At 43.5% G+C, this 18,501-nt stretch carries 15 protein-coding genes; 6 read left to right on the top strand and 9 right to left on the bottom strand.

Going from position 1 to position 18,501, the window contains the following annotated elements; all coding sequences use genetic code 11:
• Nucleotides 1-66: 66 nt before the first annotated feature.
• Nucleotides 67-2,667, bottom strand: a complete 2,601-nt coding sequence (gene clpB, locus D0T87_RS17735) for an ATP-dependent chaperone ClpB (RefSeq protein WP_163176500.1) — start codon at nucleotides 2,665-2,667, stop codon at nucleotides 67-69.
• 197 nt (nucleotides 2,668-2,864) lie between these two features.
• On the opposite strand from clpB, the gene D0T87_RS17740 reads away from it, so the two are divergent.
• Nucleotides 2,865-3,449, top strand: a complete 585-nt coding sequence (locus tag D0T87_RS17740; protein WP_163176503.1) for a DUF6621 family protein — start codon at nucleotides 2,865-2,867, stop codon at nucleotides 3,447-3,449.
• Nucleotides 3,450-3,596: 147 nt separating this feature from the next.
• On the opposite strand, the gene D0T87_RS17745 is transcribed toward D0T87_RS17740, so the two are convergent.
• The 5 genes from D0T87_RS17745 to D0T87_RS17765 all read right to left on the bottom strand — a co-directional run bounded on the left by D0T87_RS17745 (nucleotide 3,597) and on the right by D0T87_RS17765 (nucleotide 11,827).
• A complete protein-coding gene (locus tag D0T87_RS17745; RefSeq protein ID WP_163176505.1) occupies nucleotides 3,597-5,018 on the bottom strand; it encodes an L-fucose/L-arabinose isomerase family protein in 1,422 nt (473 codons plus the stop codon).
• Between the two features lie 18 nt (nucleotides 5,019-5,036).
• Nucleotides 5,037-6,518 (bottom strand): glycerol kinase GlpK, encoded by a 1,482-nt coding sequence (gene glpK, locus D0T87_RS17750; protein WP_163176507.1) that lies wholly within the window; start codon nucleotides 6,516-6,518, stop codon nucleotides 5,037-5,039.
• A gap of 5 nt (nucleotides 6,519-6,523) precedes the next feature.
• A complete protein-coding gene (locus tag D0T87_RS17755) occupies nucleotides 6,524-7,468 on the bottom strand; it encodes a transketolase family protein (protein ID WP_163176535.1) in 945 nt (314 codons plus the stop codon).
• 64 nt (nucleotides 7,469-7,532) lie between these two features.
• Entirely contained in the window at nucleotides 7,533-8,378 is an 846-nt protein-coding gene (locus tag D0T87_RS17760) for a transketolase (protein ID WP_163176509.1), read from the bottom strand.
• A gap of 386 nt (nucleotides 8,379-8,764) precedes the next feature.
• Nucleotides 8,765-11,827, bottom strand: coding sequence for a VIT domain-containing protein (locus D0T87_RS17765; protein ID WP_163176511.1), 3,063 nt, complete (start codon nucleotides 11,825-11,827; stop codon nucleotides 8,765-8,767).
• A gap of 157 nt (nucleotides 11,828-11,984) precedes the next feature.
• On the opposite strand from D0T87_RS17765, the gene D0T87_RS17770 reads away from it, so the two are divergent.
• Both D0T87_RS17770 and D0T87_RS17775 read left to right on the top strand, forming a co-directional pair.
• Nucleotides 11,985-12,272 (top strand): hypothetical protein, encoded by a 288-nt coding sequence (locus tag D0T87_RS17770; protein WP_163176513.1) that lies wholly within the window; start codon nucleotides 11,985-11,987, stop codon nucleotides 12,270-12,272.
• Nucleotides 12,263-12,565: a type II toxin-antitoxin system RelE/ParE family toxin gene (locus D0T87_RS17775; RefSeq protein ID WP_163176515.1), complete on the top strand. Its 303-nt coding sequence runs from the start codon at nucleotides 12,263-12,265 to the stop codon at nucleotides 12,563-12,565. The genes D0T87_RS17770 and D0T87_RS17775 overlap by 10 nt, the downstream gene beginning before the upstream one ends.
• Nucleotides 12,566-12,608: 43 nt before the next feature.
• Here D0T87_RS17775 and D0T87_RS17780 read toward each other — a convergent pair whose 3' ends face one another.
• Genes D0T87_RS17780 through D0T87_RS17790 form a run of 3 tightly spaced genes read right to left on the bottom strand, consistent with a single transcriptional unit; the run spans nucleotide 12,609 to nucleotide 15,263 of the window.
• Nucleotides 12,609-13,379 (bottom strand): DeoR/GlpR family DNA-binding transcription regulator, encoded by a 771-nt coding sequence (locus D0T87_RS17780; protein WP_163176517.1) that lies wholly within the window; start codon nucleotides 13,377-13,379, stop codon nucleotides 12,609-12,611.
• Between the two features lie 5 nt (nucleotides 13,380-13,384).
• Nucleotides 13,385-14,008: a 3,4-dihydroxy-2-butanone-4-phosphate synthase gene (ribB, locus tag D0T87_RS17785; protein WP_163176519.1), complete on the bottom strand. Its 624-nt coding sequence runs from the start codon at nucleotides 14,006-14,008 to the stop codon at nucleotides 13,385-13,387.
• Between the two features lie 40 nt (nucleotides 14,009-14,048).
• Entirely contained in the window at nucleotides 14,049-15,263 is a 1,215-nt protein-coding gene (locus D0T87_RS17790) for an MFS transporter (RefSeq protein WP_203558724.1), read from the bottom strand.
• 146 nt (nucleotides 15,264-15,409) lie between these two features.
• Between D0T87_RS17790 and D0T87_RS17795 the strand changes: the two genes are divergently transcribed.
• The 3 genes from D0T87_RS17795 (at nucleotide 15,410) to D0T87_RS17805 (ending at nucleotide 18,019) form a co-directional block, all read left to right on the top strand.
• Nucleotides 15,410-15,847 (top strand): hypothetical protein, encoded by a 438-nt coding sequence (locus D0T87_RS17795; protein ID WP_163176521.1) that lies wholly within the window; start codon nucleotides 15,410-15,412, stop codon nucleotides 15,845-15,847.
• A gap of 155 nt (nucleotides 15,848-16,002) precedes the next feature.
• Entirely contained in the window at nucleotides 16,003-17,238 is a 1,236-nt protein-coding gene (locus tag D0T87_RS17800; protein ID WP_163176523.1) for a Gfo/Idh/MocA family protein, read from the top strand.
• Nucleotides 17,239-17,611: 373 nt separating this feature from the next.
• Entirely contained in the window at nucleotides 17,612-18,019 is a 408-nt protein-coding gene (locus tag D0T87_RS17805; RefSeq protein WP_163176525.1) for a hypothetical protein, read from the top strand.
• Nucleotides 18,020-18,501: the final 482 nt, after the last annotated feature.

An 18,501-nucleotide genomic window follows, 5' to 3' on the forward strand; every position in this document is an offset into this window, starting at 1 on the left:
CGGAAAAACACGGGATTTATGTTCCTCGTTTTTCCGCTCAATTCTTATAGAATTTTGCCTAAGTTCTTATAGAGTTTGCCGGAACCAAAGTTTATCCTCTTCTATAGCATCCACAATGATCGGTTTATTACGATCGATCTCTTGTGCCAACAGTTTCTTCGACAAGTCATTGAGCAAATAACGTTGGATGGCCCTCTTCACCGGGCGGGCCCCAAATTCGGGATCGTACCCGGCTTCGGCCAGAAAGTCTAATGCTGCATCGGTCAACTCCAATTCTACCCCATTGTCGGCAAGCATCTTTTGTACACCCTTGATTTGGAGATTTACAACCTGCTTGATTTCTCCTTCGGTCAATGGCAAGAACATGATGGTTTCGTCAATACGGTTCAGGAATTCCGGACGAATGGTTTTCTTCAACATATTCATCACCTCGTTCTTGGTTTCCTCAATGACCGTATCCTTATTCTTGCCGTTTAGTTTCTCCATCTGACTCTGAATATAGGAGCTTCCCATGTTTGAAGTCATAATAATGATGGTGTTTTTGAAGTTCACCACACGACCTTTGTTATCGGTCAGTCGGCCATCATCAAGCACTTGCAACAGGATGTTGAATACATCAGGGTGGGCCTTTTCGATCTCGTCGAACAGTACAACGGAGTATGGTTTGCGACGAATGGCTTCCGTCAGCTGACCACCTTCATCATAGCCCACATATCCCGGAGGAGCACCAACCAGACGGGAAACAGAATGTTTCTCCTGATACTCGCTCATGTCGATGCGGGTCATCATGGTTTCATCATCAAATAAGAATTCGGCAAGGGCTTTGGCCAACTCGGTCTTCCCTACCCCGGTAGTTCCCAGGAAGATGAACGAACCAATGGGTCGGCGTGGGTCTTGCAAACCGGCACGGCTACGACGCACGGCATCGGCTACGGCTTCGATGGCTTCATCTTGCCCGATCACCCGTTTGTGCAATTCGTCTTCCAGATGCAACAGCTTATCCTTTTCACTTTGAAGCATTTTGCTTACAGGAATTCCTGTCCAACGAGATACTACATCGGCAATATCTTCGGCATCTACTTCTTCCTTGATCATGGCGGCATCACCCTGCATGGTGTACAGTTCTTGTTGTGTATCTTCAATTTCTTTTTCCAAGGCTTGAAGTTTACCATAACGAATTTCGGCTACACGACCATAATCGCCTTCACGTTCGGCCTTTTCGGCTTCGAACTTCAGGTTTTCTATTTCGGCTTTGTTTTGCTGAATCTTGTTAATCAGGTTCTTTTCGCTTTGCCATTTAGCTTTGAGCGAGTTTTCCTGTTCCTTCAGTTCAGCAATATCTTTGTTTAATTGTTGTAGTTTGACTTCATCTTTTTCGCGCTTAATTGCCTCACGCTCAATTTCGAGCTGGGTAATCCTACGTGATATTTCGTCCAATCCTTCGGGAACAGAATCTACCTCCATACGAAGTTTGGCGGCGGCTTCGTCCATCAAGTCAATCGCCTTATCGGGAAGGAAACGGTCGGTGATGTAGCGGTTGCTCAACTCTACGGCAGCAATGATGGCGTCGTCTTTGATCCGCACTTTATGGTGGGTTTCATAACGTTCCTTCAATCCTCGCAGAATGGAGATGGTGCTCATGGTGTCCGGTTCGTTTACCTGTACGGTTTGGAAGCGGCGTTCGAGTGCTTTATCTTTTTCAAAATACTTTTGATATTCATCGAGGGTAGTTGCACCGATGGAACGCAATTCACCACGTGCCAATGCGGGTTTCAGAATGTTGGCGGCGTCCATTGCACCCTCACCCTTACCGGCACCTACGAGAGTATGAATCTCGTCAATAAAGAGAATGATATGCCCTTCGGACTTCTGGACTTCGGATATAACGGATTTCAGACGTTCCTCGAACTCTCCTTTATATTTAGCTCCGGCAACGAGCGCTCCCATATCAAGTGAATAGATTTGCTTGTCCTTCAGGTTTTCGGGTACGTCGCCGCGAAGGATACGATGTGCAAGTCCTTCAACAATAGCGGTTTTACCCGTACCCGGTTCACCGATCAGTATAGGGTTATTCTTGGTACGGCGACTCAGGATTTGCAGTACGCGGCGGATTTCATCGTCGCGTCCGATAACCGGATCGAGTTTCCCGTTCCGTGCAGCCTCGTTGAGGTTAATAGCATATTTATCAAGGCTTTGATAAGTGTCTTCACTGGATTGTGATGTCACCTTCTCGCCCTTACGCAGCTCACTGATTGCGGCACGCAGTTCCTTATCGGTCATACCGGCATCTTTCAGGATGGTGGATGCAGTGCTCTTCACATTCAACAATCCTAACAATATATGTTCCAGCGACACGTATTCGTCGCCCATTTCTTTGGCGTAGTGTGTTGCTTTCTGGAGTACATCATTGGCCTCACGGCTTAAATAGGGGTTTCCATTTTCCGAAACTTTGGGCAGTGATTCGATCTGTCGGTCGACCACAAGGGCTACTTGCCCACCATTCATTCCCAGTTTCTGAAAAATAAAGTTGGTCACATTCTCTCCTACTTTCATGACGCCATACAGCAAATGTGCAGCCTCAATGGCCTGCTGACCTTTGCTTTGTGCATGGTTCAGTGCTTCTTGTACTGCCTCCTGCGATTTAATTGTAAAATTATTAAAGTTCATATAAGTAATCTCCTTTCGTCTTTTCTATGTATATAACACCCAATAAGCCGCAAAAGATTTGCCACAAATAAAATAATGTCAATTTAGCAGACAGGTGCATCATTTTTGAGACAAAAAGTCAGTACAGGGCAAATTTGAATGGATAAACAGGAGTTTATTGTATCTTTGCAATTACGAATAAAAATCACTGAAAGAGAATGAAAGAAAACCAAATAAACTTTCCGGAAACAGTTATATTGATAGACGCTGTATTGTTGAATGCCATTGTAAAGGACTTTAAGAAGAATTTTGAAGAAATGCTGCAACGCCCTCTGCAAAAGATGGATGTGGCACAGTTCGTTGTCAACCTGGCGCTGGATGCCAATATGCCTGTGGGGAATAAGGAGATTCAGGTTATTTTTGTGTACGATGAATTGGCACCGAAGCTAAGCGACAGCATGCCCTCCGATTTGAAGAAGGAACTGAATGGAGTTGCTTTTCAGGATAGTCTGGGTGAGTTTGTCTTTGCCAGCCTGTCGCTGGAAGAGATGGTGTCGCGGGAGGATTTGTATTTCGACTTGCTCCGTATTGTCGGCGAATCGGTTGATGTAAAACGGGTTATTGTTGTACCGTTTGAGCAAAACAACAAGGAAACGATTCACTCGGCGTTAGAAGAAATCAAAGGAAAAGAGGTTACGCTTTTTGGTATGAATAAGCCGGAAAGAGTGATAAGTTATAGTTGGCAATTATTGGCTTATCCGGTTATGCAGGCATTGGGCATAAGAGGCGATGAAATGCCGTAACCATTTGCGCCGGATGCTAGTAGCATTTCACCCGGATGCCAGTAGCATCCGAAATGAATGCCAGTAGCATTTCTTCCAAATGCTACTGGCAAAAAAACGTCTCTCCGTTCTTTCAGATAAACAGAGAGAATAATCATTAGTTAGTATTTATTCGTGATTATAAATATCCCAGCCCAGATAGGTTTCGACAGCTTCAAGAATAATGTCCTGAACATTACCGCGGCACATGGCCACATGATGTTCGAAACCATTCTTACACATATACTTCATTAGTTTCTGAAGGTTCGGTACCTCGGTCACGGCAATACAGCCATCCATTGCGTATGGGTCGTCGGTCAGGTTACCTTCGCCCAGGTAGGATTTGATGATACCTTTCGGATCGTCGGTTGAGATACGGAAATAGGTGAACGGACCGGCAGTTACTTTACCTTTTACGGCACCGAAAGTATTCTCGGTTCCCATCGTACGGCTCAATACACCTAGATTGCCCAGTTCAAGTTTGTTGTTGACAAAGCTTTTGGGGAAGTTACCACAGTGCGTACACACACATTTGTTGCGTTCTTCGGCAAAGTTGTTATTCCAGTCAACAAGGGCGGAAGCATTGCCCGATGCTAATGTAAGGACATACATGGAGATGGCCCCGGCAATATCTACCTCACAAGCGCTTGGGATTAGTTTATCGCCCAACATACTCATGGTTACACAGGCGGCACAACCGTAATTCGTTTGCAGTGAATCCCAGCATTGGATAGCTACTGCATCAATATCATTGGCAGCAATCCATTTTTCGACAGCTAAACCGAACTTAGCTTGTTTCATCAGTTTCTTCTCATAACCGCCCGGCACCATAGCGTAGCCGTGGATTTCTTTGATACGGTCGAGCAATTGGCTGTCGTCATCGCCAATCGCATCTGCTACACCGATAATTTCCGACAGATCGACCGGAACAACGGTAATTCCTGTGCGTTGAAGAATCTTTTCCGAAGCACGTACAGTCTGGAATCCCGACGGACGGGCACCGATAGCACCAATGCGGGCACCACGGATGTTATTTACCACTCGGCAGATTCCGGCAAAACGGTTGATATCTTCAAGTAACAGCGGACTGTTAATGGAATATGTATGCAGTGTAGTATCTGTAAATGGAATGCCGTATTGATAGAGATTGTTGCATACGGATAGCTTACCGCAAAAAGCATCGCGACGATTGTCAAGATCGACTTTATCATTATCATCATCGCATGCCTGTACAAGGATAGGCACATTCAGGTTGGCGAGTTGAATGGCGTTAATCACACCGATTTCAAAGCCAAAGTTGGGCAGGGTCACGATAATACCGTCTATACGTTCGCGGTTCTTCTTGAAGAGTTCGGCACATTTCACTCCATCCTCACGGGTTTCCATACTACCCGAACCGGTTGGAGTATCTTCTTCATTCAGAATCACATAATCGTAATTGTTCTCGGTGAGGACTTTTGTTAACGTCTCACGCACATCTTTAGCCAATGCGGAATTGAAGTAACTACGCGTAGCCAAAATAATTCCAAAAGTTATTTTCTTATTCTTCATGGGTTGATATTAATTAGTTCATAATACTCGCTGCATTGCATTATTCCATTCGCCATAAAGCCTTTCCCGGGTTTCGCTATCCATCTGCGGGGAAATGATTTGTTCGGTATTCCGGAGGGTAGCCACTTCTTCCATAGACTTCCAGATTCCTCTGGCCAAGCCATTCATTACCACAGCACCGAGGGCGGATGCTTCTTCAATGCCCGAACGATTGATGGTAGCTTCCAGCATATCGCTCTGGAATTGCATGAGGAAGTGATTCCGTGTTGGCCCACCATCTACACGTAATTCTTTCAAGGAGATTCCTGCCTGGCGAGTCATCAGGTCGACCAGGTCTTTTACCTGATAAGCAATGGCTTCGAGTGCTGCTCTTACCACATGAGCTTTTCCGGTGCCCAACGTCATTCCATGAATCATAGCTTTGGCGTGTGGGTCCCACCAGGGAGCGCCTAATCCGGCAAAAGCGGGCACGAAGTACACGCCACCATTATCGGGAATGCTTGTTGCCAATGATTCTACTTCGAGCGGACTGCCAATAAGCTGCAATTGCTCTTCCAACCATTTGATGGTAGCGCCGGTGCAATGGATATTACCCTCAAAGGCGTAATATACGTTTCCGCAGGCGGCAAAACCAACCGAAGTAACTAAGCCATCGGAAGCCTCAACAGGAGTTTCTCCAATGTTAACCATAACAGAAGAACCTGTGCCGTAGGTGCTTTTACCCATACCGGGTTCGAAACACATCTGTCCGGCCAGTGCACCGTGCGAGTCGCCCAGCATACCTGCAATGACAACGGGCGCGGGGAAGATATCTTGTATAGTGCTTTCGCCAAAGATGGAGTCGCAAGGTTTGGCCTCGGGCATCATGGAACGTGGAATGGTGAAAAGTGACAGGAGTTCGTCGTCCCAATCCAAGGTGTGGATATTGAACAGAAGTGTGCGCGAAGCGTTGGTATAGTCCGTTGCGTGCACTTTTCCTTCTGTGAATTTCCAGAGTAGCCAGGAGTCGATGGTACCTGCAAGTAGTTTGTCCTGACCGGCAAGTTCGCGCGCACCGTCTACATTGTCGAGTATCCACTTCATGCCGCTTGCCGAGAAATAAGGGTCGATAACAAGGCCACTTTTGCTCTTGATGGTTTCGGAATAGCCACGGCTAACCAGATCTGCACAGATATCCGCTCCGCGTTGGCATTGCCAGACAACGGCATTATAAATCGGCTTTCCGGTTTCCCGATTCCAGACCACTGCCGTTTCACGCTGGTTGGTAATCGCAATGGAGCATGTGGCATCCGGTTCGATATTTCCGCTTTCCACTACTTGCCTCACTGCCCTGAGGGTATTGGCATAGATTTCTTCCGGATCATGTTCTACCCATCCCGGAGCAGGATAATACTGTTCGTGGGGAATGGTAGAGCGATAAACCAACTCGCATTTATCGTTGAACAACACGGCTTTTGTGGCCGATGTGCTCTGGTCAACAGATATGATATAATTCTTCATGTACATTAGCTTCGATAGAATTCAAGAGCCGACTGGTATATGCCTTCAGCATCAATTCCGTAATAGCGGAAGATTTCCAAAGGTTTTCCATGTATGGCATTCTCGTCGGGTATCCCTAATATTTTGACGGGCACCGGATGATTTTGTACTACCGTTTCGGCAACAATAGCTCCCAGTCCGCCAAAAATACTGTGTTCCTCTACCGTAATGATCTTACCGGTTTCGCGTGCTGCTTTGATGATTGCCTCTGTATCAGCAGGTTTCAGGCTGTGCATATCAATAACGCGGGCGTTTATGCCTTGTTCTTTGAGTTTCTTACCTGCTTCGTAGCAGTGGTATACAGTTTCTCCGGTACCGATCAGGGTAAGATCGTTACCTTCCATCAAGGTATTGGCTTTGCCGATTTGAAAATCGAACGTATCGTCCTGATATACATCGGGAACGGCGTTACGGCCTACGCGGACGTAAACGGGGTGATTGTAGTCGACCAACTGCTCTACCAGCTTCCGGGTCTGGCGAACATCGCATGGAAGAACAACGTGCATACCCGGGAAGGTACGGAGAACGGCAATATCGTGCAGACTGTGGTGGGTTGCGCCCAATGCGCCATAGCTCACTCCCCCACTCACGCCAAGTATCTTGACATTGTTCTGCGAGTAAGCCAGATCTACTTTTACTTGTTCCAGGCTACGAGCCACATAGAAGCAAGCGGGTCCGCATACAAATACTTTCTTTCCGGCCATAGATAGTCCGGCGCTTACGCCTACGGCGTTTTGTTCGGCAATTCCGACTTCGACGAATTGTCCGGGAAGTTCTTTGGCAAAATTGCCAAGTGTAACCGAACCTCTTGCATCGGAGGTTACGGCAACAATGTCTTTATCTTTTTTACCTAGTTCCAACAGTGTATCAGTGAAACTCTGACGGCATGGGATGGTTTGTTTGGTATTCATCTTGCTCATTTACAATTTGACTATTTACAATTTACAATTGAAGTTACAATACGAAAGTTTTTGATTAGAGGACTTTGCAATGGTTTATTACAGTTTCGAGTTCCTCTACACTTTTACGGTACTCTTCCTCGCTGGGTACACCATGGTGCCATTTCAGGATATTTTCCATGCAGGAAATACCTTTGCCTTTGGTCGTTCTCGAAATGATAAGATGCGGCTTATGGTTCTGAAAATCAATACCATCCAATGTTTGTACGATACTTGTCATATCATCGCCATTCACTTCGATAACATCCCAGCCAAAGGCTGTCCAACGTTCCTTCATGGGTTCGAGCGACATGACGTTTTCTGTTGTATCGCTGATCTGTAGACCGTTCCGGTCGATAATAGCGACCAGATTATCAAGTTTATAATGGCTACCGGCCATAGCCGCTTCGTAAATAGAGCCTTCGCCCTGTTCGCCATCGCCCATTAAAACGAAAGTCTTATAGTCTTTTTTATCCATCTTGGCAGCAATGGCTAAACCGACCCCGACAGAAAGTCCGTGACCCAACGCGCCGGTATTCACCTCAACTCCAGGGACTTTTATGGTAGGATGTCCCGCCAGTTGCGATTTATAAGCGCCATATGTATTGAGAAGTTCGGTGGCGATAAACCCTTTTTCTTCTAATATGCAATAAAGGGCCTCAACGCAATGCCCTTTACTCATAATGAACCGATCGCGGTTCTCCATCTTCGGATGTTGTGGATCGACTTTCAATGTATGAAAGTACAGGGCAGTAAGCATGTTCAAGGAAGATAAGCCACCACCGATATGACCGGCCTTGGCATTATAAACAACCTCTAACAGTCTCTTTCTTGTTTTAGCCGCAGTGTATTCTAAACGGCCGATTTCTTCTTTTAGAGTCATATTACTTTCTTTTATTAACGACTTACACAGTTAAAACGAAACAAAACGCAAATACAAAAGTAAATATTCGAAGATTAAAAGCAAAGTAAAAAGAAGGTTTTAATATTATTTTTTCTTTTGAAGGTTGGATATTGTTATTCTATTCGCATTAAATCCGGATAAGAATAGTCATCAGTTAAGGGCTTAGCGTACAATAGCTTAATTTAATACTATTGAGCGGTATTTTCCGTCATGGCATTCAAATATCACTACAACTTAAAAGTACAAACTGAAATGATGCATCAAAAAAATATTTTTGATTCGACGAAAATTATTTTTTGATGCATCAAAAATATTTTTTCGTCGAATCATTTCTAGAAGCGGCTTAAATAGAGGAAATCTTTTCGCTATCTTCTTTCAAAAACAATTTCTCCGATATCTATCGTTTCTTTATTTTCGGTTAAGCGTAGGGTAATGGTTTCCTTTTTCTCCTTACCCGAAGAATAATAAGTATAGATATCCAGATAGATCGTTGTTGCTCCGATAAGCGTTTGTTGGCGGGAACCGTAATAATTGGCCTGAATACGGTATTTGCCAGGTTTAGCCTCTCTGATCAGAAACTCCTCGGGACCATAACCACCAGTGAAATCACGCGATAGAAGACCGCCGATATAGGTTCGTGGATTACTGTAAATACATACCTCGCCGCATGGGTCCGTCACCCAAAGGTCCATATCGCTGTTATCGGTATCCCAGTTCAGGACAATGCGAATATCTACCGGCATTTCGGACACCAGTCGTTTATCAATTGCAGAGAGATTCAACCTGATACCTTTCCTGCGAGCCTCGGCAATCACCTGATTCATTTCTTCGAGGGCAATGACTTCGATCTCCGGGAAACGGCCATCCCATGACTTCTTCACAATCTCATAAAGCGTATCAACGGATTTCTGATACTGCTTATTACTTGCATAAGCCAACCCTAAATCGCGATAAGATTGCGGTTCGTAAGGACGCAACCCGAGCACCTGTTCAAAATAACTGATCGCATAGTCCATGTATCCAAGCTGTCTGAGGCGATTTGCCAACACACGCAGCAAACGGTAATCTTCAATCTCCATCTCCGCCAGATTGGAAAGAACAATCAAGGCTTCTTTTTTCAATCCTTTTTCTTCAAAGAGAGAAGCTACATCAAGATAGAAAGAAGGTGCGTCCTTATATTCCTCTTTAATAGACAGATAAGTTGAATACAACTCTTTATCAGATTGCTTCTTCAGTTGATTCATATATGGAGTATCCGGACTCCATACTTTGAGTTGTATCCTGGCCCTCACACGCTCGCTTTGTTGTTCCTGTTTTTTTCCAGCCACCTTCTTGTCCTGCCTCCTATCCGCCGTACTACGGGAGGAGTTTTCCATAACAACGGGAGCTTCTTCTTCCATCATCATTTCAGGCGCAGCTACAGGAGCATATACCATATCTGCAACCACATCCAGATCATCTACCATAACCATTTCCTCTTCAGATACAATATTCATCACCTCTTTCTGCCTCTTTGGTGCAGGTCGGCAATTCTTCGGGAAGTCCTTGTTCCACCACTCTTTGCGGGCATTAAACATAGGAAGCACATTTTCTATCCTTACTTTAAGAGATTCGGACTCGGAAGTCATCTTCTTTTCCCTTGCTTTTTTGTCGGCCAACAAACGATTGTATTCATCCAGCAATTCGGCAGGAGGAGTTATTTCATAGCGTACATAATCGGCCACATTGTCCAGTACAATCAATGAAGTGCTGCGGGTGACAATGTTAAATTGTTTACCAATCTCTTCTATAGCCTCTTTATTTCTTTCGTAACGTATATCAAGTCCGGCTATTTGTTTTTGCGCCCACATGCGTTCCACAATATTATCATAATACTGCGCCATAGATTTGTTCAAAACAATCGTCTTCGAAGACAATACTTTATTATTCACTCCGAAATGAAGCGTAACACGGGCAGATTGCGTTTTTAATTTACCTGTTACAGAAAACACATCTTCTCCTTTTATTAACTGGGGTACTGACGGATTCAAGTCGGTAATCTCATTCAAATTATAATCAGCCGAAATGAAGTACATACCTGCCGTGCGAACAGAAACCATTGCTTCCGTAATGGATTGCTGCATCAGATTTACGTAAGATCCGCCAGTTGCCGAAGCCAGATAGTTTAATTGGGAATAATCGGCTGACAATTGAGATGAAACAACAACCAAAGGAGTTTTTCCTGGTGTAGCTTCCGCCCGTCCAAAGGTACTTATGCCATCAGAGAATAACATTATCCGGTCGGCATTGGAGGAAAAAACCGCCCCCTTGAAATCAAGCGCACCATACTGTGTTGCCCCATCATATGGCAGTCTCCGTAATGCGTCTATAAGTTTTGAGCAGTCTCCGTCTATCTTAAACGAAGCTACTTTATTGCAAAAGATATTGAAAGTATAAAGATTCACTTTAACCGCCCCTAATCCCTTTAAGTAGACTTCCAGAAATTCCAGTTCTTTTTCCAGATCACGTTGAACCATTGACGAAGATCCATCCCAGTAGATATCTATAGCAGAAATGGAAGGCATTTTATCCGGAGAAAGAAGCACATCGGGCTGTACATTAGCATAGAAATAAGTCTCACCGCTTACCCTCCCCTTTTCTATAAAAACATTTTGATTGGTTTGTCTGGGAATAGAGAATACCAATTGCCCTTCTTTCTTGAAATTCTTTTTACTATAAGATGCAATAAATGCATCATTGGCTCTGTCGAACGAGAATTTACCCCAAGGCGTTTCTTCTACCTGAGGCGATTTGGGAGAAGAGAAAACAGTGACCTGCAAGTCGAAATTATCCAACTCTCCATATTGCACAGGCAGATGGAAGCGATAATCAGCATTCTCTTTCTTTAATTCCTGCTCATAAGCAATCACAATTCGACGTGTTCCCTGAGCCGGCAGTGGATAAACCCGGGTTCTAAAATTATTCCCTTTTGTTTTTTCCAGCAGTCCCGGGTCGACCTGCAACCGGATTATATCTTCAAAGATCTGCTGCCCTTTCTGTTTGTCGACAACTACGCCTTCGCGCAATTTCCCATTGATATCGAGCGCAAAGCGGGAAATGGATTGGCCTTCGCCCAAAGGAAATTCAAATTGCCCCTCTAATATCCGCCGATTGGGATTAAAGAAAATCATATCAATGGTGGTTACAGCCATTGAACCAACTACTTTTACATCAATCTTCACATTCGTCACCCGTACCGGAGATTCGTCCGGTTTCAATCCCGGAATCTCTATAACAGGTCTTCTTCCGGGCAATACCTGATCAGATATTACCGGATCGGATACAACTTGCTTAGGAGAAACCTTTTTCATCACTCTTTTTTGCTGGCACGCACCTTCAAAAGAAAAAAGATAACTCAGTAAGAATAGAAAAACCATTGCTCGTTTCATATACATTGCGTTTTAAGTTTAACATGATTCGTTTTACTTAATAGATGCAATAGGAAATAAGATTCCATAAATGGTAGAAGAAAATAATCTCGACTCGTTTATAAATCATTCTTTTTATGTAAGTTTGTATACAGGTTATACTAAAAAAGGCAAAGCTATGGCAACAATTGTAATAAATGATAATACAGAAAGCGGGCGTAAGCTAATGAATGAGATGCGGAGTATCATTCGTAAATCACCCGATGTAACAGTGTATATCTTTGATGATACAGGAGAGGAAGAATTAGATACGCTTCCTTTTGAGCGCATACCAGGAGTACCATGCACACAAGAAGAACTAAGAGAAGCGATTCTATTGGCAGAAGCCCAGCATGATCCGAAAAAGAGCGTACCCCATGATGTGGTGGTAAAACGACTTAAAGAGAAGATGCAATCATGGAAGTGAAGTGGGAGCCTCTTGCAGAACAACAATTAGAAAATATTAGTGCTTATTATCATCGTGTAGCAGGACTGAAAACGGCTAATAGAATCGTAGATAAAGTAGTTGAAACCGTTGTTCGTCTTGCTATCTTTCCCAAAATGGGATCTATAGAACTAAACATGGAAGGATTAAATTATGAGTACCGCAGTTTAGTGACACATAAACATTACAAAGTAGTCTATCGTATAGAAAATGAAATTATATATATATTTTCTGTTTTCGATTGTCGGCAAGACCCTAGAAAAATGCGAGAATAATTCTTTTTGTGCACATACGAAAAACTAATAATTATATTACTGCCTACTCCACCTGGGCAATCGTATAAGCAATATCATTCGCTTTCAGCATTTCTTCGTTTTCTTTCGAAATAGTACTGTCGGTAATCAGTAGGTTGATAAGCGAAAGTGCTCCTAGACTGGCAAATGAATTTAAGCCTATCTTGCTGGAATCGGCTACAAGATACACCTCATTAGCCGATTCAATCATAGCCCTTTTTACACAGATATCGCTGATACTGGGATAAGTGAGTCCGGATTTCAGTGTTATTCCAGCCGTTGCCAGAAATAGCTTATCTACATTCAGGTTATAAAAGAAGTCGGCTGCTTTTTGTCCTGTAAGAGATAATGTCGGTGCTTTGAACTCACCACCGGTCACTACAAGGTTGATGTTGGGATGTGCCCCTAGAATCAGAGCAATATTCAATGCATTAGTAATAACAGTGATATTCTGGAAATCGACAAGCAGTTTAGCTATCTCAGTAGTAGTGGAGCCGGAGTCAAGAATAATAGTATCGCCATTCTCTATAAAAGATACAGCTTTACGGGCTATCGCCATCTTCTCCGGCATATTCTTCTGGTTTTGCAGGGTGATGTTCTTTACCCCTGCATCCATATTAGTCAGTATCGCTCCCCCATGCTCACGTTTAATTACACCTTCCTTTTCCAGGCGTTCAAGGTCCTGCCGGATAGTTACTTCGGTGACTTTGAATATACGACTCAAATCAAGCACTTTGGCATGCCCGTCTTCACGAATAAGCTCCAGAATTTTCTCTCTACGTTGATGAGGCAACATGATATTTACAGATTATGTTGGATACGATATTGAACTAAATCGGCTATGGAACAGATTTTTAGCTGATGCTCTCTTGCAATCTCTATTAACTGCGGCAAGCGTGCCATACTTCCATCCGGATTAAGAATCTCAATCAAAGCGCCTCCCAGCTGAAGTCCAGCCAAACGGGTCATATCAATCACTGCTTCGGTGTGTCCGTTACGCTCAAGTACCCCTTTACTTGCAGCCTTCAAAGGAAAAATATGTCCGGGACGCGCCAGCTCTTCCGGTTTCGTCGCCGGGTCCATCAAAGCCTTGATAGTAGCCGTCCGATCGTGAGTAGAAACTCCCGTAGTACAGCCATAGCCAACCAGATCAACAGACATTGTAAATGGCGTACCCAACAAAGAAGTATTGTCGCATGCCATCATTTCCAATTGTAACTCTTTGCAACGGCTTTCGGTTAAAGGCACACACATAACACCTCGTCCATACGTTAACATAAAGTTTACAATTTCCGCGGTTATCTTTTCTCCCGCAACGATGAAATCACCTTCGTTCTCACGATCTTCATCATCTACTACAATTAAGATTCTGCCTTGACGCAGTTCTTCCAATCCTTCTTCGATTGTATTTAATGTCACTTCCATGATCTTATTCTTTTTTTCGCTACGCAAAGTTATATAAAATTTAGCGATGCGGTTTTACATTGGGAAGGAAAATAGCTATAAATCCCAATAACGGCATATAAGCACAAAACCTATAAACGTATTCAAGCCCCTGATGATCGGCTACCTTTCCCAATACCGCAGCAGCTATTCCGGCAATGCCGAATGCAAGTCCGAAGAACAAGCCGGATATAAGCCCTACTTTGGTTGGCAATAACTCTTGTGCATAAACAAGTATAGCTGAAAATGCAGAAGAAAGCACAAATCCAATGATAATACTCAATACACACGTCCAAAACAAATTGGCGTGAGGCATCAATAAAGAGAAAGGTGCTGTTCCGAGAATAGAAAACCAAATCACATATTTACGTCCGAAACGGTCGCCAATCGGCCCACCAACCAACGTCCCCGCTGCCGAGGCAAACAGGAAAGCAAATAAAAACAGTTGCGATTGCTGGGTGGTTACCTCAAACTTCTCGATCAGGTAAAAAGTATAATAGTTAGTCAAACTAGCTGTATATACATATTTCGAGAAGATCAATACAAGCAGTATAATTAATGAATAATACACCTGGTGCTTCGTTAATCGCACCCTGTGAATAACTTCTTTCGGAGCATTTCTGGATTTTAGCGTTTTAATTCGTTCGGCATACCATTTGGTTATAGGGCGTTTGGTCAGAATGGAGATTACCGCTATTCCGGCAAAGACCACCATATATTCCTGTCCATACGGAGCAATGATCAAAGCGGCAAGCAAAGGGCCTATCGAGCCACCAAAGTTACCGCCTACCTGAAAAATGGATTGGGCCAAACCGTGTTTACCTCCCGAAGCATAATGCGTCAACCGGGAAGCCTCCGGATGAATAATAGAAGAGCCCAAACCCACAAAAGCAACGGCTACCATGACCATATAAACGGAATGTGCAAAGGCCAGAATCAATAGTCCGATCAATGTAGACGATGTTCCCAGACTCAGATACCACGGCTTTGGCTTCTTATCAAAAAGCACCCCAAAAGCGGGTTGAAATACCGATGCACAAATCTGATAAACCAAAGCAATAATACCAATCTGACTGAACGTCAGGGAAAGATTATCTCTAATCACCGGATAACTGGCAGACACCACAGATTGCAGCATGTCGTTCAACAAATGCGCCAGACTCAGTGCAAATAAGATGTTCATTGAAGTCTTGGAGGGTGAAGGCATTGTACGCTCTACAGCAGGTTTAGTTTTCATGCCGCAAAATTACTCTTTATTTATGATAGCGGCAAGGCATCGAAATCTTTTAATTAGAGCCTCGACAGACTATTCTTCTTTAATTCTTCGGATTATCTCCTAAAATCTTACTATTTTAGCTACCCAATCATCATCTACACTATGAAATGAATAAACACACTACTATATTCATATTTTTGCTTTTAACCGCTTACCACCCTTTACATGCATTCTTGCCTTACGTAAAAAACTACACCCGGGATGTTTATGCGGCTTCCGGACAAAACTGGATGTTACAATCCGATGCCGCAAATACCATATATATAGGTAACCACAATGGCCTGCTCGAATTCGACGGATGCAACTGGACTCTGCATCCATTGAAAAGCAAAAACATCGTCCGCTCCTTATTGGTAAGCCCGGAAGGACACATTTATGTTGGTTCCAATCAGGAGTTCGGATTCTTCACACGCAACACCTACGGGGAACTTATCTACACCTCGCTTTCCGAAAACCTTGATCCGGGTCTACTTCACAACAAGCAGATATGGAGCATCGTTCAGAAAGATGAAAAGATATACTTCCAGTCTTTTGGCGGCTACTAAGTGACTAACTTTAGATTTTACATCTGCTATAAACATTGAAAACTCCTTGAGGGTGTGTCAAAGGTCGATGATCTTTGACACACCCTCAAACACAAAATAGAGCTTCAGTTTGTTACCTTAAGCAAATTTGAATAAATTTGTACCAGAATCAGATTATGGAGCAAAAAAACGTTTTAAAGTTATCTTGTCCACCCTTGGATGAGGTTCGTATAGGTATCATTGGCCTTGGAGTGAGGGCTAAGCGTGCCGTACATCGCCTGATCAATATAGAGGGTACACGAATCAATGGTTTTTGCGATATCGTACCATCTAACACAGAAGAAGCCCAACGCATATTAAAAGATAAGGGATTACAGCCGGTAAAAGAATACTGCGGAGAAAATGGATGGAAATCTTTATGTGAGCAAAAGGACATTGACCTGATTTACATTTGTACCGATTGGGAAAGCCATACCCCAATGGCCGTTTATGCCATGGAATGTGGCAAACACGCCGCAGTCGAAATACCTGCCGCAACCACCGTTTCCGAATGCTGGCAATTGGTTAATACGGCAGAACGCACACAGAAGCACTGTATCATGCTCGAAAATTGCTGTTACGACTCTTTCGAACTGACTACCCTTCACATGGCTCAGCAAGGCTTGTTCGGTGAGATTCTACATGCTGAAGGAGCATATATCCATGATCTTCGCGACAGGATACTTTCTAACGAGTTTGGCAAAAGATTATCCAACTGGCAAATACGATTTAATACACTGCATAATGGCAACCCCTACCCCACGCATGGTTTGGGACCTATATGTCAGTTACTGAATATTCACAGGGGCGACCGGATGAAGAGCCTCGTATCCATGTCTACCAAGCCTGTCGGCATGAACCTCTATGCAAAAGAGGTGTATGGAGAAGACTCTCCCGAAGCACAATTCGATCATAAACTGGGAGATATGAATACAACGCTTATCCGCACGGAAAACGGCAAAACGATACTTTTACAGTATAACGTATCCAATCCGCGTCCCTACAACCGTATTCATTTAATTAATGGAACGAAAGGATATGCACAGAAGTATCCGGTCAATCAGTTTGCATTCTCTCCCCATTCGGAACAGGTACTTTCTCCGGAACAAACAAACGAACTGCTTGCAAAGTATGAACATCCTTTCCTGAAAGAAACCGGTCGGAAAGCTATTGACCTTTGTGGTGAGCGAGCCAGGGATTATATCATGGATTACCGGCTGATTCACTGTCTGCGAAATGGACTACCACTTGATATGGATGTGTACGATGCTGCTGAATGGTCCTGTCTGGTGGAGTTGACGGAAATATCCGTAAATAATGATAGCCATCCGGTAGAAATACCAGACTTTACAAGGGGCCGGTGGAATCAATAAAACCCAGACCCTAATTTACTTCCTTTTCCATCCAGTTTTGATAATGATTTACTGTAGGGGCGGTTCGCGAACCGCCCGAAAATGGTTTTCTGTATATTCTGTGCATTGGGCGGTTCGCGAACCGCCCCTACAGTAATCCCCTCATTTCCATCCCGGTTATTCCTGATTAAACCCTGTTCAAATTTGGTCCGGACCATTGATATAAATGGCCGGATGATAAATAGTAAAAGGTCGGATGATTTATAGTCGATCATCCGACCCTTTCCTGCAATCAAAATAAAAACGTCTTTGTCATCGTCCACTTGCAGAATTCTACAAACCTGTATGTTCTTGCTTATGTTACTTTTGCTTTTGATAATTATAAATAACAATTATGAAAAAAGATCAAAAACAAAAAGGAAGTAAAAACGTCACATTGAAATCTAAAGAATTCTTTATATATCGTGACGATGCAAGTAAGTTCAATTTATCGTATCGAATCCATGCGTTGGATATGAAGCAACCCATTGGAAACTACCTCTACAAAGTCAGAGTAGAACAACTCCGGTTAATCCGGAAAGATGTGGCTAAGCAGAGTGGCGTCAGTGTAAGAAACCTCATAAATATAGAAACCGGATATGGTGCCTCGATGGATGCTGTTATGCGCGTTTATTTATTCTATGTATTTACCGGCGTCTTGTCTGATGAGAGTCAAGGGCAATTTCTGGAGTTTTACCATGCCATCTGGATGCAGGATAGTTGTCAAAACCGAACAGTCGATTGTCTATTCTCTCGAAAATAAAAAGAAAGTTCGGTTATAATTGTCTCATTTTTCTTGCCGTTTGTTACTCTGATATATTAAGTTTGCATAAACTTAATAATTAGTATTCACTTTAAAAACAAATTTATGTCAAGTGTAACATTAGTTTATCGCCCTTCNGACAATATCCACCCCCTGCCCCCGCCAGCGGGGGATACCTGCGGCATCGTATCCCCCGCTGGCGGGGGCAGGGGGTGGACATTGTCATTGGTAGGAACGAAGCAATCCAGATTATACGCATTGTGGACTGGATTGCTTCACCTACGGTTCGCAATGACGTACCTGATCCTGAGTTTTTACACAGCCTCCTGGATGCGGGATAGTTGTCAAAGCCAAACAATCGATAGTCAATCCTCTCGAAAATAAAAAGAAAGCCCGATAATAATTGTCTCATTTTTCTTGCCGTTTGTTACTCTGATATATTAAGTTTGCATAAACTTAATAATTAGTATTCACTTTAAAAA

Origin of the sequence: Bacteroides sp. 51 (assembly GCF_010500965.1) — a bacterium.
In the GTDB taxonomy this organism is placed as follows: Bacteria; Bacteroidota; Bacteroidia; order Bacteroidales; family Bacteroidaceae; genus Bacteroides.

Bases quoted from the DNA above. Each gene is read 5' to 3' on its own strand.
- clpB (WP_163176500.1), bottom strand. From the start codon at position 2,667: ATGAACTTTAATAATTTTACAATTAAATCGCAGGAGGCAGTACAAGAA.
- D0T87_RS17740 (WP_163176503.1), top strand. From the start codon at position 2,865: ATGAAAGAAAACCAAATAAACTTTCCGGAAACAGTTATATTGATAGAC.
- D0T87_RS17745 (WP_163176505.1), bottom strand. From the start codon at position 5,018: ATGAAGAATAAGAAAATAACTTTTGGAATTATTTTGGCTACGCGTAGT.
- glpK (WP_163176507.1), bottom strand. From the start codon at position 6,518: ATGAAGAATTATATCATATCTGTTGACCAGAGCACATCGGCCACAAAA.
- D0T87_RS17755 (WP_163176535.1), bottom strand. From the start codon at position 7,468: ATGAATACCAAACAAACCATCCCATGCCGTCAGAGTTTCACTGATACA.
- D0T87_RS17760 (WP_163176509.1), bottom strand. From the start codon at position 8,378: ATGACTCTAAAAGAAGAAATCGGCCGTTTAGAATACACTGCGGCTAAA.
- D0T87_RS17765 (WP_163176511.1), bottom strand. From the start codon at position 11,827: ATGAAACGAGCAATGGTTTTTCTATTCTTACTGAGTTATCTTTTTTCT.
- D0T87_RS17770 (WP_163176513.1), top strand. From the start codon at position 11,985: ATGGCAACAATTGTAATAAATGATAATACAGAAAGCGGGCGTAAGCTA.
- D0T87_RS17775 (WP_163176515.1), top strand. From the start codon at position 12,263: ATGGAAGTGAAGTGGGAGCCTCTTGCAGAACAACAATTAGAAAATATT.
- D0T87_RS17780 (WP_163176517.1), bottom strand. From the start codon at position 13,379: ATGTTGCCTCATCAACGTAGAGAGAAAATTCTGGAGCTTATTCGTGAA.
- ribB (WP_163176519.1), bottom strand. From the start codon at position 14,008: ATGGAAGTGACATTAAATACAATCGAAGAAGGATTGGAAGAACTGCGT.
- D0T87_RS17790 (WP_203558724.1), bottom strand. From the start codon at position 15,263: ATGAAAACTAAACCTGCTGTAGAGCGTACAATGCCTTCACCCTCCAAG.
- D0T87_RS17795 (WP_163176521.1), top strand. From the start codon at position 15,410: ATGAATAAACACACTACTATATTCATATTTTTGCTTTTAACCGCTTAC.
- D0T87_RS17800 (WP_163176523.1), top strand. From the start codon at position 16,003: ATGGAGCAAAAAAACGTTTTAAAGTTATCTTGTCCACCCTTGGATGAG.
- D0T87_RS17805 (WP_163176525.1), top strand. From the start codon at position 17,612: ATGAAAAAAGATCAAAAACAAAAAGGAAGTAAAAACGTCACATTGAAA.